The 13,917-nt window shown below is 71.0% G+C and carries 10 protein-coding genes and 1 pseudogene; 7 read left to right on the top strand and 4 right to left on the bottom strand.

All coding sequences use genetic code 11. The features are described 5' to 3' along the window. Window positions 1-143 precede the first annotated feature (143 nt). Window positions 144-2,951 (top strand): D-alanyl-D-alanine carboxypeptidase, encoded by a 2,808-nt coding sequence (locus AAFF41_RS22010; protein ID WP_343324496.1) that lies wholly within the window; start codon window positions 144-146, stop codon window positions 2,949-2,951. 306 nt (window positions 2,952-3,257) lie between these two features. Further along, the gene (locus AAFF41_RS22005) at window positions 3,258-5,207 is read left to right on the top strand and encodes an MFS transporter (RefSeq protein ID WP_343324495.1); all 1,950 of its coding nucleotides are present in this window, start codon (window positions 3,258-3,260) and stop codon (window positions 5,205-5,207) included. Window positions 5,208-5,449: 242 nt separating this feature from the next. On the opposite strand, the gene AAFF41_RS22000 is transcribed toward AAFF41_RS22005, so the two are convergent. Together AAFF41_RS22000 and AAFF41_RS21995 are read right to left on the bottom strand one after the other, a co-directional pair. Further along, window positions 5,450-6,298, bottom strand: coding sequence for a MerR family transcriptional regulator (locus AAFF41_RS22000; RefSeq protein ID WP_415925885.1), 849 nt, complete (start codon window positions 6,296-6,298; stop codon window positions 5,450-5,452). Between the two features lie 105 nt (window positions 6,299-6,403). After that, the gene (locus AAFF41_RS21995) at window positions 6,404-6,910 is read right to left on the bottom strand and encodes a glutathione peroxidase (RefSeq protein ID WP_319748844.1); all 507 of its coding nucleotides are present in this window, start codon (window positions 6,908-6,910) and stop codon (window positions 6,404-6,406) included. Window positions 6,911-7,010: 100 nt separating this feature from the next. Between AAFF41_RS21995 and AAFF41_RS21990 the strand changes: the two genes are divergently transcribed. Then, window positions 7,011-7,943 carry an SMP-30/gluconolactonase/LRE family protein gene (locus AAFF41_RS21990; RefSeq protein ID WP_319748845.1) on the top strand — a complete coding sequence of 311 codons (933 nt, stop codon included), beginning with the start codon at window positions 7,011-7,013 and terminating at the stop codon, window positions 7,941-7,943. Between the two features lie 40 nt (window positions 7,944-7,983). On the opposite strand, the gene AAFF41_RS21985 is transcribed toward AAFF41_RS21990, so the two are convergent. Then, a complete protein-coding gene (locus tag AAFF41_RS21985; protein WP_319748846.1) occupies window positions 7,984-8,949 on the bottom strand; it encodes an ArsR/SmtB family transcription factor in 966 nt (321 codons plus the stop codon). A gap of 103 nt (window positions 8,950-9,052) precedes the next feature. Here AAFF41_RS21985 and AAFF41_RS21980 point away from each other — a divergent pair, with 103 nt between their 5' ends. Then, entirely contained in the window at window positions 9,053-10,255 is a 1,203-nt protein-coding gene (locus AAFF41_RS21980) for an MFS transporter (protein WP_343324494.1), read from the top strand. Window positions 10,256-10,411: 156 nt separating this feature from the next. After that, window positions 10,412-10,621, top strand: a pseudogene (locus tag AAFF41_RS21975) (calcium-binding protein); the annotation flags it as partial. 89 nt (window positions 10,622-10,710) lie between these two features. On the opposite strand, the gene AAFF41_RS21970 reads toward AAFF41_RS21975, so the two are convergent. Then, complete coding sequence (locus AAFF41_RS21970) at window positions 10,711-11,394, bottom strand: GntR family transcriptional regulator (RefSeq protein WP_343324493.1); 684 nt, start codon at window positions 11,392-11,394, stop codon at window positions 10,711-10,713. Window positions 11,395-11,605: 211 nt separating this feature from the next. Here AAFF41_RS21970 and AAFF41_RS21965 point away from each other — a divergent pair, with 211 nt between their 5' ends. Both AAFF41_RS21965 and AAFF41_RS21960 read left to right on the top strand, forming a co-directional pair. Continuing rightward, complete coding sequence (locus AAFF41_RS21965; RefSeq protein ID WP_319748849.1) at window positions 11,606-12,340, top strand: rhomboid family intramembrane serine protease; 735 nt, start codon at window positions 11,606-11,608, stop codon at window positions 12,338-12,340. A gap of 335 nt (window positions 12,341-12,675) precedes the next feature. Then, a complete protein-coding gene (locus AAFF41_RS21960) occupies window positions 12,676-13,887 on the top strand; it encodes an acyltransferase family protein (RefSeq protein WP_343324492.1) in 1,212 nt (403 codons plus the stop codon). Window positions 13,888-13,917: the final 30 nt, after the last annotated feature.

The following is a 13,917-nucleotide window of genomic DNA, read 5'->3' as shown; positions in this document are numbered from 1 at the left end:
CAGGTATGTCGTTCTCGTCTACCGCAGGGGTTAAGCCCGCACACAGGACACTGGTACATGGTTCGGACAGCGATGTCCGGGCGGCGGGACAAGGGTTCACGGTTCGTTGGGCGCCCGGTGGGTGGCGCACGGAGGAGGCATCGGTGGCGGGCGAGTCCCCCGACAGGTCGAAGCAGCACGAGGCGTCGGCATCGTCGGCAGAAGCGACGCCGGGGACCCCGGCCGCGGTTCCGGGCCCGAGTCGGGCCGCCGCGGCGGCGGCGTCGGCCGATCCCCGTCTGGCGGTGGCCCGCGAACGGGCCGCCACCGTACGGGTGGATCAGGCGACGGCGGTGTTCTCGACGCGGGCGTTGGCGGAAGGTTCCGCCGGGTCCGGGGGGAAGGGCCCCGTGGAGGACGCGCGACTGCGCGAGGCCGTGGCCGCCTGGGTCGCAGGGGCGGACGAGGAGGCCCCTGAGGGGGAGTCTGAGGTTCCGGAAGCCTCCAAGGGCCCGGAGGACCCCGACAAGGCCTCCAAGGGCGCGGAGAGGGCCGGTACGGCGGCGGAGGCCGGAGCCGGGGCCGAGGCTGAGACCGAGGTTGGGGCTGAGACCGAGGCTGGGGCCGAGGTCGAGGCTGCGGCTGGGGTTGCGGGCGAGGCTGACGGGGAGTCGGCTTCCGGGTCCGACGCCGACGCCGGTGCCGACATCGATGCCGCCGCTGATGCCGACTCCGACTCCGGTTCCCCTTCCGACGCGGACTCTGACGCCAAGGCCGCGTCCGAGGGTGAAGTTGAGGACGAGGCCACGGCGGCGGATGACGCCGACACCGATGCCGACGCCGAGCCGAAGACGGACGCGAAGTCCACGTCGGACGCCGAGTCCACGTCGGACGCCGAGTCCACGTCGGACGCCGAGTCCGAGACGGCGTCCGAGTCCGAGACCGAGTCCGAGACGGCGTCCGAGACCGAGACCGAGTCCGAGACCGAGGACGCGAAGCCGGCTGAGGCGAAGAGCTCTCCGGAGGACGCCTCCGAGACGTCTGAGCCCTCGAAGGAGCCCTCGGAGAAGACCTCCGAGACCTCCGAAGGTCTCGAGGATTCCGTGAGCCCCGAGGCCTCCTCGGACGTCGAGGACGCCAAGGACGCCAAGGACGCCAAGGACTCCGAGGACTCCCAGGACGCGGCGGCGCAGAAGGACTCCAAGGACACGCCGCCCGCCGACGGTTCGGCATCCGCCGACGACTCGCCGTCCTCGAAGGACGCCCCGGACACCGACGACGCGCCCGAGCCGCCCGTCGACCAGCCCACCGCCATCTTCAAGGCGCCGAAGCGCCCGGCGGTGGACCAGCCCACCACCATGCTCAAGCTGGGCGGTGCCGAGCCGGCCACCGACAAGCCCGCGGACCAGCCGAAGGCCGAGCAGCCGACGGCCGAGCAGCCCAAGGCCGAGCAGCCCAAGGCCGACCCGTCCAAGGCGGACCGGCCGAAGCCCGAGTCCCCGTCCGAGCGCACCAGCAAATTCGTGGCCCTCAAGCCCCTCGACGAACCCGTGTCGAGGGTGAAGCCGAAGACCACCGCGACCCCGCCCGTTCCCTCCGCCTCCTCCTCGCCCACCAGAGTGGCCCCCGCCGACGCCACCGCCGCCCTCCCGCAGGTCGGCCCCGAACGCACCACGCAGCAGCCGCTGCCGCCGAAGCCGCCGCTGGACCTGCTGGCCGAGCTGACGAACACGCCGCCGCCCCCGCAGACCCCGGTGCGGACGCTCGCGCGGCGGGTGAAGATCTGGACGCCGCTGGTCCTGCTGCTCGCGGTCATCTTTGCGGTCGCACAGTCGCTCCGGCCGCTGCCGACCCCCACGCTCGACCTCACCGCCGAGTCCAGCTACACCTTCGGCGGCGGCGACGCCTCCATCCCGTGGCCGTCCTCCGGGCAGGGCGCACTCGACGTCCAGGGCATCGGTTCGTTCGGCACGTCCGGCGCGCAGAAGGCGGCGCCGATCGCGAGCGTCGCCAAGGTGATGACGGCGTACCTGATCCTGCGCGACCACCCGATCAAGTCCGGCGACGGCGCGAAGATCAAGGTGGACCAGAAGGCCCAGGACCAGTCGGACGCCGGCGACGAGTCGACGGTCAACGTGCACGCGGGCGACACCATCACACAGAAGGAGGCCCTGGAAGGCGTCCTGATCGCGTCGGCGAACAACGTGGCCCGGCTGCTGGCCCGCTGGGACGCCGGTTCCGAGACGGCCTTCGTCGCCAAGATGAACGCCGCCGCCAAGGACCTCGGGATGACGAACACGACGTACACCGACCCGTCCGGCCTGACGAAGACGACCGTGAGTACGGCCGCGGACCAGGTGAAGCTGGCCAAGGCCGCGATGAAGGACGCTTCCTTCCGCGAGGTCGCCCGGATGATGGAGTACACCGACTACAAGGGCACCAGGCACAGCAACTGGAACCACCTCGTCGGCTCCAACAACGTCATCGGCATCAAGACGGGCACCACCACCGCGGCCGGCGGCAACCTCGTCTTCGCGGCGACCAAGGAGATCGGCGGCGAGGTGCGGACCATCGTCGGCGCGGTGATCAGCCAGGGCCCCGGCGGCAGCGACAACACCATCCTCGGCGGCGCCCTGGCCGCGGGCGACAAGCTGATCCGCGCCGCGCAGGCCTCGCTGAAGTCCGCGACGATCCTGAAGAAGGGCGATGTCGTCGGTTACGTCGACGACGGGCTCGGCGGTCGTACGCCGGTCGTGATCACCAAGGACGTCACGGCGGTCGGCTGGGCGGGACTCAAGGTCAAGCTGTCCTTCGTCTCCTCGGAGCTGCCGCACTCCGCGAAGGCCGGCACCAAGGTGGGCTCGCTCACCGTGGGCGACGGCGGCAGCAGCAGTGCCGTGCAGGTTCCCGTCGAGCTCCAGAAGGACCTCGCCGAGCCGGGCTTCGGCGCCAAGCTGACCCGCGTGAGCTGAGCGGCCGTACGCAGTGAGCTGAGCGGACGTACGCGGGAGGGTGCGGGCGTACGGGTGCGGGTACGGGCGTACGAGTGGGGCACGCTTCCGGCAGGGGCGTATCCCCCGTACGCCGGAAGCGCCCCGAACTCCGTGTGAACGCGCCGTGAGCCCGCCCTGGGCGCGGCACGAACGCACCGCACCCCGTCGGGGCGCCCCACCCGGGAGCTCCCTGGCGGGGTGCGTGCTAGCGTCGCGAGATCGGGGCAGGTCGCGGGCCGCGGGTCCCGGGCCGAACACGAGAAAACGGGACACGGGAGCCTTGCAGTGGCGACAGCGGAGCCGACACACGCCGACGACGCCGATCCTGGCCCTGGACCAGGTCCTGAGCCGGATCGCGGACCGGGCTCGCGAATACGGCTGCCCGCGCACGCCACCGACGACCCCGCTGACGACGGCCTCACGGACGACGAGCCGCGGGAGCCCGTGACACCGGAGTCCAAGACACCGGAGTCCGAGACGTCGGAGTCCAAGACACCGGAGTCCGGGACGCAGGGCCCACGTACCCGCCTCAAGGCCTTCGCCCTGCGCCACCCCGTCGCCTTCGTCACCGTCGTGGCGGGCCTCCTGCACGTCGTCTGGTTCTTCACCTTCGCGAACAGTGGCGGAGACCTCGCGGCGCAGGACGCCTGGGCGGAGTTCGTCGGACGGCACCCGGACTCGGCGTACAACCTCGCCTGGTACGGCGGTATGCACCCGGTGTCGTACAGCGTGGTGTCGCCGTATCTGATGTCGGTCCTCGGCGTCCGTACGACGATGATGATCGCCGGGACGATTTCGGCGGGCCTGCTGACGATGATTCTCATCCGCAGCCGTGCGATACGGCAGCCGCTGGCGCCGGCCTTCGCGGGTGTCTTCGCGCTCATCTGCAACGCGGTGTCGGGGCGGGTGACGTACGGCCTCGGCATGGTCTTCGGGCTCGCCGCGGCGGCCGTGGTGTTCTGCTGGCCGTACCGCTGGCGCTACAAGCGCTGGGCGAAGGCCCTGTGCGCGGCGCCGCTCGCCGCACTGGCGACGGCCGCCTCGCCGGTGGCCGGACTGTTCGTGGGCCTGGTCGCGGTCGCCCTCTTCCTCCAGAAGCGCCGCCCCGGCGCGTACGCGCTCGGTATCGCGCCGACCGTCGTCGTCGCGCTCTCGGCCTGGCTGTTCCCCTTCTCCGGCACCCAGCCGATGTCCTTCGGCTCGGCCTCGCTGCCGCTGATCTCCGCCGGGCTGGTCTTCGCGCTCGTTCCCAAGGAGTGGAAGACGGTCCGGATCACGGCGGCGGTGTACGGACTCGCCGTGCTCCTCGTGTGGCTGATCAGCTCGCAGATCGGCTCGAACATCACCCGCCTCGCGATGCTGCTCGAGGGCGTCGTGCTGCTCGCCGCGCTCCCCTTCACCGTGCCGAAGTCACGCAAGTGGTACGTGACCGTCCTCGCCTTCACCGGATTCGTCGGGTGGATCGGCTTCAAGTCGGTCGACGACATCATCCATACGACACCGGCGGCGTCCTGGGCCCGCGAGCTCGCTCCGCTGGTGAACCAGCTCCAGGTCGTCGGTGCCGAGAAGGGCCGCGTGGAGGTGGTCCCCGCCCGCTCCCACCGCGAGGCGTCCGCGCTCGCGCCGTACGTGAACCTCGCCCGCGGCTGGAACCGTCAGGCCGACATGGAGCGCAACCCGCTCTTCTACGACGACACCCTCAACTCCGCGAACTACCACGAGTGGCTGCAGCGCTGGGCCGTCCACTACGTGGTGCTGCCCAAGGGCGAACCGGACGGGGACGGCGGCGAACGCGAGCGCCGGCTGGTCCAGCGCGGCATGCCCTACCTCCGCCAGATATGGGGCGACGCGAACTGGCAGCTCTTCTCGGTCACGGATCCCACGCCGCTGGCCGATCCGCCGGCCGTCGTCGACCGGGCGGAGCAGGGCGAACTGACCATCGAGGTGAAGAAGGCGGGCCGCGTTCTCATCCGCGTTCCGTACTCTCCGTGGCTCGGGCTCGTCGACGCCAAGGGCAAGAGCGTGAAGGCTCCGCAGGAGACGCAGAAGTCCAAGCACCGTGCGGAGGGTACGCCGAAGACGTACGACAACCTCAACGGCTGCCTCATGGAGACCGCGGAGAACGCTTCCGGCGACAAGTGGACCGAGCTCCTTGCCCCCGCCCCCGGCACCTACCGCCTGGCGGCCCCGTACCAACTCCCCCGGGGAACCCCGTGCCCCGAGGAACTCCGCTGACCTGACGGACCTGCCGACCGGCTCACCCCTCCGCGCCCCTGAAAGTCCGGGCTCGTTCGGTGGTCCAGGGCGAGGTCGATGACCCACCCACCCCGGCCCGCACCGTCAGCCCGTCCGGCGTTTGAGGACGAGGCCGTTCAGGCCGACGGGGGGGGCTGGGGGCCGAGCCCCCAGGTCGGGGATGGGACGGGTAGGGGCGGCGGAGGCGAGGAAAGTTCCCGGTCCCGCCGCCCCGGCTCACCTCACCTCACCGGAAACGCCACGTCACACACCGCGTCCTCCGGCCCCGCCGCATCCCAGTCCGCGAAGTACACCTCCCGGCAGGGACCGTCGTACGACAGCCCCCGCTCCCCGATCCACGTCTCGACCGCCTCGAACGCGGCGATGATCTGTGGATGAGCCACCTGCGCCTTGGTGATCCGCGCGTACGCGAGCCGCCGCGCCGGCTCCACCCGCACCCCGATCCCCGACGCCCGCCCCCGCTTCTCGGCCCACGCCCGCGCGGCCTCCTCGTCGGCGACCGGCACGCACGACTCGGCGGGCCCGTCACTCTCCATGCTGACCTCGGCGTAATAGACGACGAAGGGCGAGCCGGTCGTCCCCCCGCACTCCCGCGCCCCGTCCTCCAGCCGTGCCAGCGAGGCCGGAATCCAGACCGGCAGCTCATCCGCCAGCGTGTGCCGCTTCTCCGTCAGCACCACCCGCTCCGGCACGTCCACCGTCTCGACCACGAACTTCCCGTACATCTCGGTACTCCTCCCGGACAGCCGTCCACGGAGGTACTCGGCGAGCGTCCGCTGTGAAGCGAACCGGGCCTCGGCATCCGCCCAGTACGTGGCGAGGAGCACGGCGCCCTGCGCCGCCCCGACCTCCACCACCTCGGCGATCCGCGCGAGCGGCATGTCGAGCTGCCGCAGCAGCGCGACCAGCCGGGCGCGCTCGACCTGGTCGGCGTGGTAGTAGCGGTATCCGCTGACCTCGTCGACATGGGCCGGAGCGAGCAGTCCGAGCCGGTCGTACAGCCGAAGCGCCTTCGGCGAGAGCCGCGCGCGGGCGGCGAACGCGCCGATCGTGAGCAGTTCCTGTCGCACGAGCCCATCCTCCGTCACCGGGCGCCTTCCGCCCGGTGACACAGGACGCTGGTCCCTGCCCCAGGGGCAAGGTCAACCCACGGCTCTCCGGAGCGGAACCCGGAGTTACGCGAGCGCCTTCTCCACCGCCGCCACGACCTCCGCCGACTCCGGCTCGGTCTGCGGCGAGAACCGCGCCACCACGTCTCCACCCGGCCCGATCAGGAACTTCTCGAAGTTCCAGCGGATGTCACCGGTGTGGCCCTCGCCGTCGGCGGTGTTCACAAGACGCTGGTAGAGCTCGTGCCGCGCGTCCCCGTTGACTTCGACCTTCTCGGTCATCGGGAAGGTGACGCCGTAGGTCGCGGAGCAGAACTCGGCGATCTCCTCGGAGGTGCCGGGCTCCTGCCCCATGAACTGGTTGCAGGGCACACCGAGCACGGTGAAGCCCTGCCCCGCGTACCGCTCGTGCAGCCGCTCCAGCCCCGCGTACTGCGGGGTCAGCCCGCACTTGGAGGCCACGTTCACGATGAGCACGGTCTTGCCGCGGTACTGCCCGAGGTCCGCGGTGCCGCCCTGGAGGGAGTCGATCTGGACGTCGAGCGCGGAACTGCTTGAACTGTCAGTAGTCATGAACGGATGCTAACTCCGCTTGATGTCGCCCCGGCCGCCGCCCGTCTTCCGCCCTGCGTCCGCCCGGCCACGTCCCCGTCCGGTCGGTAAGGTCGCGAGCGTGACCACAGCGAACACGATCAAGGGCATCTACGAGGTACTCGACGACCGCTTCGTCACGGGCCGCTGCACGAACGGCGACGGCAGGCTGGAGGTCCTCCACGCCGGCTCCCGCTGGGCCGAGGGCCCGCTGTACGTGCCCGCCTGGCGCCAGCTGATCTGGAGCGACATCCCCAACGACCGCATCCTGCGCTGGGACGAGCCCACCGGCACGGTCGGCGTCCTGCGCACCCCCGCGGGCAACAGCAACGGCAACACCCTGGACCGCGAGGGCCGTCTGATCAGCTGCGAGCAGGGCAACCGCCGGGTGACCCGGACGGAGCACGACGGATCGGTCACCGTCCTCGCCGACCGCTACGACGGCAGGCGGCTCAACAGCCCGAACGACGCGGTCGTACGGTCGGACGGTTCGGTCTGGTTCTCCGACCCGGACTTCGGGATCCTGAGCGACTACGAGGGCCACCGGGCCGAGTCGGAGATCGGCGCGTGTCACGTCTACCGCCTCGAGCCGGGTACCGGCGAGGTACGGGTCGCCGCGGACGGCTTCGACGGGCCGAACGGCGTCGTCTTCTCGCCCGACGAACGGCAGCTGTACGTCTCCGACTCCCGCGCCGCCCGCATCCGCGTCTTCGATGTCCGCGACGACGGCACCCTCACGGACGGAAGAACGTTCGCGGAAGCAAAGAATGGTGTCCACTTCGACAACATCCGCTTCGACGACGACGGCAGGCTGTGGGCGGCCGCTCTGGACGACGGGGTGCACTGCTACGACCCCGACGGCACCCTCATCGGCCGGCTCCTGATCCCCGAGAGGGTCTCCAACCTCACCTTCGGCGGCCCCAAGAACAACCGCCTCTTCATCACGGCGTCCACGTCCTTGTACTCGCTGATGATGTCGGTGACCGGCGCCCCGCGCATCCAGCGGCACGGGTAGTCCGGGACACCGGTGACCCGGGTCGCCCGCCCCTCCCTGCCTACTCCCGCTGGGCCTTCACCAGTACCTCTCCGGCGGGCGTACGGGAGTACAGCACCGACCGCCCGGCCCGCCCCCTCCGTACCAGCCGGGCGTCCAGCAGCACCTTCAGATGGCGGCCGACCGAGCCGAGACCCTGCCCGGTCAGGGCCACCAACTGGGTCGTGCTCATGGGGGAGTCGAGGAGGACGAGGACCCCGGCGCGGGCAGGCCCGAGCAGCGCGCCCAGGCTCTCCGGCACGGCCTCGGGACCGGTGTCGGCGAGCACGCCCGAGCAGGGGTAGACGACGGCGTACCGGTCCGGCTCCTCCCATGACACCCAGCCGTGCCGCTGCGGTGTGATCGGTACGAACACCAACTCGGCGCCGGAGATCTCGCGCGGCGGGTACTCGTGGAGATTGACCTGCAGCCGGTTGTCGCCGAGCCAGCGCGTGCCCGGCCGCAGCGCGTCGAGGGCCGCCGCCCAGCCGCCCTGGCTCAACCGCGCGGTCCGGGCGACGACATCGGCCTCCAGGACGCGCCGCCGCCGGTCCCAGTAGGGGCGTACGGCCTCGGTCCAGACGTGGGTGAGCAGGTCCGCGGCGCGCTCCGGGAGGTCGTCGCGGTGCAGGGCGGCGGGCAGCGGCCCTGCGAGGGAGACGGTGAGATGGGCCCGCGCCTCCGTGGCCGACGCCTCCCGCACCCGGGCGACCTCCTCCTCGAAGTCGGCCTCGCCGCGCGGCGTCGGTGTCAGGAAGTCGGCGATCCAGTTCCGCCCGAGCCCGGACCGTATGAGCAGCGCGGTGACGGGGTCATCGGACAGCCGCCTTTCGTACGCGGGCAGGTGGGCGTCGAGCCAGGCCCGCTCCCCGGGGTGCGCGGCGGTCCCCGCGTGCAACAGCTTGACGGCGGCGAAGGTCTCGGCCAGCGGGGAGAGCACGAAACGGGTGCGGGCGAGGGTGTCGGCGTTGATCTGCCACCAGCCCATCCGTACCTCCCGCCGCTTCTCTCCCGCCGGCCATGGCCCCGCGTGGTTTCGCTTCTCCGCGAAACAATAACGACCACGCCGGGCGCCACCCGAGACTCCGCGCATGCGCAGCTACTCCGACCTTTTCCGCACCCGGGAGTTCACCCCTCTCTTCCTGTCCTCCGCGCTCAACTCGGCGGCCTCGACGATCGCCGGCCTGGCCCTCGGGACGCTCGTGTACAGGGCGACGGACTCGCCGCTGCTGTCAGCCGTGAGCATGTTCGGGCCGCAGCTCGCCCAGGTGGTCGGCGCGACCACCCTGCTGTCGGCGGCGGACCGGCTGGCGCCGCGCGCCACGATGACGGGCATCGCCCTGTCCTTCGCCGTCGGTACGGCGGTGACGGCGACGCCGGGCCTTCCGGTGTGGGGGCTGTTCCTCCTGATCTCCGTCCTCGGTCTGGTCTCGTCCCTCGGCGGCGGTGTCCGCTGGGGTCTGCTGAACGAGATCCTGTCCAAGGACGGCTACCTGCTGGGCCGTTCGGTCTTCAACATGGCGAACGGCCTCACGCAGATCACGGGTTACGCGACGGGCGGCGTCCTGGTGGCGGTGCTCTCGCCGAGGATCACGCTGGCGGGCGCGGCGGTCCTGTATCTCGCGGCGGCCCTGATCACCCGATTCGGCATGACCCGCCGGGCGCCGAGGGCCACCGGCCGCCCCTCGATCGCGCAGACCTGGCGTACCAACACGCTGCTGTGGTCCTCGCGCCCGCGCCGGACGACGTACCTGCTCCTGTGGATCCCGAACGGTCTGATCGTCGGCTGCGAGTCCCTGTACGTGTCGTACGCCCCGGACCGGGCGGGTCTGCTCTTCGCCTTCGCGGCGTTCGGCATGTTCGTGGGCGACGTGACGACGGGCCGTTTCATCCCGCCCGCGGTCCGCGGTCGCCTGGGCATCCCGTTCCTGCTGCTCCTGGCGACGCCCTATCTGCTGTTCGCGCTGCGGCCGGGAGCGGCGGTGGCGGCGGGCGCGGTCGCCCTCGCCTCGGTCGGCTTCGGGGCGAGTCTGATCCAGCAGGAACGCCTGATGGCCCTGACCCCGGACGAGCTGAGCGGACACGCCCTGGGGCTGCACTCCTCGGGCATGCTCACGATGCAGGGAGTGAGCGCGGCGCTCGCGGGATCGGTCGCCCAACTCACCTCGCCCGGAACGGCGATGACGGTGATGGCGATCACCTCGGTCGCCGCGACGCTGCTGATCTCGGCCTCCCGCCAACGCCCGGAAGTGTCCACACCACAACAGAAGCAACCAGAGGTGAACTCCCTCTGAACGTCGAAAAGTTGCACGACCGGAGCCACAACTCCCCCGTGGAGGAGAACCCACCATGTTCAGTCGCCGCATCACCGCTCTGCCGAGGGCGCTGGCGCTCGCCACCGCCGCCGTGGCCGTCACCCTCGCCGCCCCCGCGGCACACGCCGCGGCGACAACTCGCTGTTCGGCGACGACGGCAACGACACCCTGTACGGCAACGCGGGCCGCGACCTGCTCCAGGGCGGCCGTGGCGACGACACCCTGTACGGCGGCGCGGGCGACGACAAGCTGTACGGCGACAGCGGCAACGACGTCCTGCTCGGAGGCGCCGGCAAGGACTTCCTGTCCGGTGGCCCCGGCCGCAACAAGACGTACCAGAACTGACCCGTTCGCGGGGTGGTCGGGCGGGCGTGAGGAACGCCGGCCCGACTCTCTGTCGCCCCTGGGGCGAGAGCCTGACCGCCCCCCGGAGGTCAGGCCCTGCCCGTCCCGGACCCCTCGGCGGCGCGCAGGGCCTCGATGACGCTGGCCACATGAGCACGGGCGGCCGCCTCGGCGCGCTGCGGATCACGCGCGGCGATGGCCTCGACGAGGGCGAGGTGTTCGCCCAGGGAGACCTGGGGGCGCCCGGACTGCAGGGCCAGCCGGAACTGGTGGCGGACGATCTGGGCGTTCAGGCGGGTGAGGAGTTCGGCGGCGGTGTCCTGGCCGGAGATGTCCCGGACGAACTCGTGCAGTTGGCGGTTGAGCTCGGAGTACTTCAGGGGCTCGGCGGCCTGGACGGCGGCGTGCAACTGCTCGCCGAGTGCGAGGAGTTGTGTGATCTGCGCATCGGTGACCCGTTCGGCGGCCTTGGCCGCGCACAGCCCCTCGAGCACCATGCGGCACTCGTAGATCTCCACCGCCTCGCTCACGGACACGGTGCGGACCCGGGCCCCGCGGTTGCGGATCCGCTCCACCAGGCCGTCGGCGGCGAGATCGACCAGCGCGGCCCGCACGCTGGCCCGTGTGACGTCGAACTGCTCGGCCAACTCGGCCTCGACCAGTCGCTGTCCTGGCACCATGTCACCGGCGAGGATGGCCCTGCGCAGCGCGACGAGGGCCTGCTCCTTGGCCGCGGCGCCGCTGCCCTTGGCACTGCCGGTAGCTGGGGACACGTACGTACTCCTTCGGTCTCGAGCTCCTGGAGCGACTCGGGCTTCCTCGAGCTCTCCGCTCTCCTGGGAGATGGTTACCGACCGTAGGATGGGTACACAAAATCGTCAACAATCTGGCCCCGGCAGTGGGGATCCGGGCCCCGGTGGCTGCTGGCATTCTGGGGGTGCGGGCGTGGAGCGGATGCGGATCCGCCGGGGAGGGGAGCGTGCCATGGCCGGGGCGGAACGGGATCGGGTCGGTACGGGGCCGAGGGGTCCCGAGGAGATCCTCGCGGAGGCGCGGAAGGCGTTCTTCGTGATGTTCGGGTTCCTGGCGCTGGTCTGGCTGGCGCAGCTCGCGAACTTCGCCGACCACTACGCACTCTCGCGGGACTACGGAGTGGTGTCCGGCGACATCGGCACGCTGCCCAACATCCTCACCGCACCCTTCCTGCACTGGAACTGGGCACACATCGAGAGCAACTCGGGACCGCTGTTCGTCTTCGGATTCCTCGCCGCCTACCGGGGGGTGGTCCGCTTCCTCGGGCTGAGCCTGCTCATCGTGGTGACCAGCGGCGTCACGGTCTGGTTCCTCGAACAGGGCAACGTGGACACGGTCGGCGCCAGCGGCCTGATCTTCGGGTACTTCGGCTATGTCGTGGTGCGCGGGCTCTTCGACCGGCATCTGATCGACACGCTGATCGGTGTCGTCATGGCGGCCTCCTTCGCCTACATGCTCACCGTGGCGGTGCCCGGGACGCCGGGGGTGAGCTGGCTGGGACACCTCGGTGGCCTGATCGGCGGCCTGGTCGGGGCCTGGTTCTTCCGGGACCGGCGTCCCCGGCCCGCCAAGGACACCCACGCCGGCGGGGGCACCGGCCCGACCACCCGGGCGGCCCTCCAGCCCCGCCCCGACAACCCACGCGCCGACCTCCACAAGGAACTCGGCGACCTGGGCCTGCTGTAGAAGGCCTGCTCCAGAACCCACCGTCCGTCGTTTCACTCCCGGACCCGCGCAGCCCCGCCCTCGTTCGCGGTGTACACGGGCGCCGCGCCTGACGAGCCGCAGCGAGATTCCGCACGTCACCGCCCCGGCCTCCCGCCGTGTGCGACCTGGCTCACACCAACAGGCCGAATCGCACGATGGGCAGTGGGTACGCGCCATCCGTGGGCCTCGGCGGCGCCGTCATCCCCGCCTGGAGGGCACAAATCCGGCAACCTTGTCATTTGACCGTCGGGCATGTGATCGGGGGCTTCCGCGGCCTGTCCGAAAGAGAAGGACGACCCTGGAACGGGGGACGCATGACCCAGGCGGACGATCGCAGGGGACTGGCCGGCGTGGCCACGAGACAGGGGCTCGAGGGAGTGGTCGCGGAGGAAGCGCCGTTGCCGCAGGCGGCCCCCGCGCCACGGGTGATCGCGGTCAGGCGGGGCGCCCGCGGGGACCGGCTCGCCGCGTTGGACGGGCTGCGATTCCTGGCGGCGCTGTCGGTGGTCCTCTTCCACTTCGTCGGCCAGACCCCCGGGGCGATGGCGTTCGTCTGGGGCCGTCCGTACCAGAGCACCTTCCCGGAGGCGCACGCCTACTTCGCCTTCGGACGGCTCGGCGTCGACCTGTTCTTCCTGATCAGCGGCTTCGTCATCTGCATGAGCGCGTGGGGGCGCACCCCGCGTGACTTCTTCATCTCACGCGTCACCCGTCTGTACCCGATGTACTGGATCGCGATCGTGGTGTCGGCGTGCGTCATCTACTTCGCCGACACCCCCTTTGGGCACCCCAACCCGCGGGTGCTCTTCGCGAACTTCACGATGTTGCAGACCCCGCTCGGTGTGTCCAACCTGGACCCGGTCTACTGGACGCTCTGGCCGGAACTCTGCTTCTACCTCACGTTCGCGGTCGTGGTGTGGAAAGGCCTCACCCACCAACGGGTGGTGATCTTCTGCGGGTTGTGGACGGTCGCCGCGGTGCTGGCGCCCAGCGCCGACATTCCGCTGCTCACGCTGATCGTGAACCCGACGTCCGCCCCGTACTTCATCGCGGGCATGGCCTTCTACCTCATGCACCGCTACCGGCCGACGCCGCTGCTGTGGGGGATCGTCGCCATGTCGTGGCTGCTGGCGCTGCACTTCCTGCTGGCGCCGCACGGCGGTCGCGTCAACTGGGCCACGTGGGCGCCGTGGCGCGGCTGGCTGATCCTCGTGACCACGCTGTTCTTCCTCGTGATGGGTGCCATCGCGCTCGGCGGGACCCGTCGGATCCGCTGGCGCGGGCTGACCGTCGCGGGTGCGATGACCTTCCCGCTGTACCTGTTGCACGACACGATCGGAATGAGCGTCGCCCACCACTACGGCCGCCGGATCGACCCCTCGGCGCTGGTCGTGGCCACGGTGACCGCTTTGATCGTCCTGTCGTACCTCGTGCACCGCTTCGTCGAACGGCCCGTCGCGCGGGCCATGCGGCGCTCGCTGAACACCGCCGCGTTCGACCTGCAGCCGCCGACGCCGCGCTCTTGACGGGCGTTGGTACGACGGAGCCCCGGGCGA

Origin of the sequence: Streptomyces mirabilis (genome assembly GCF_039503195.1) — a bacterium.
Lineage (GTDB): Bacteria > Actinomycetota > Actinomycetes > Streptomycetales > Streptomycetaceae > Streptomyces > Streptomyces mirabilis_D.
The sequence above is the reverse complement of the archived record's forward strand: the minus strand, read 5'-3'. Positions and strand labels throughout refer to the sequence as shown.

Bases quoted from the DNA above. Each gene is read 5' to 3' on its own strand.
- AAFF41_RS21965 (WP_319748849.1), top strand. From the start codon at position 11,606: ATGGCCGGGGCGGAACGGGATCGGGTCGGTACGGGGCCGAGGGGTCCC.
- AAFF41_RS21985 (WP_319748846.1), bottom strand. From the start codon at position 8,949: ATGGGCTGGTGGCAGATCAACGCCGACACCCTCGCCCGCACCCGTTTC.
- AAFF41_RS21995 (WP_319748844.1), bottom strand. From the start codon at position 6,910: ATGACTACTGACAGTTCAAGCAGTTCCGCGCTCGACGTCCAGATCGAC.
- AAFF41_RS21960 (WP_343324492.1), top strand. From the start codon at position 12,676: ATGACCCAGGCGGACGATCGCAGGGGACTGGCCGGCGTGGCCACGAGA.
- AAFF41_RS21980 (WP_343324494.1), top strand. From the start codon at position 9,053: ATGCGCAGCTACTCCGACCTTTTCCGCACCCGGGAGTTCACCCCTCTC.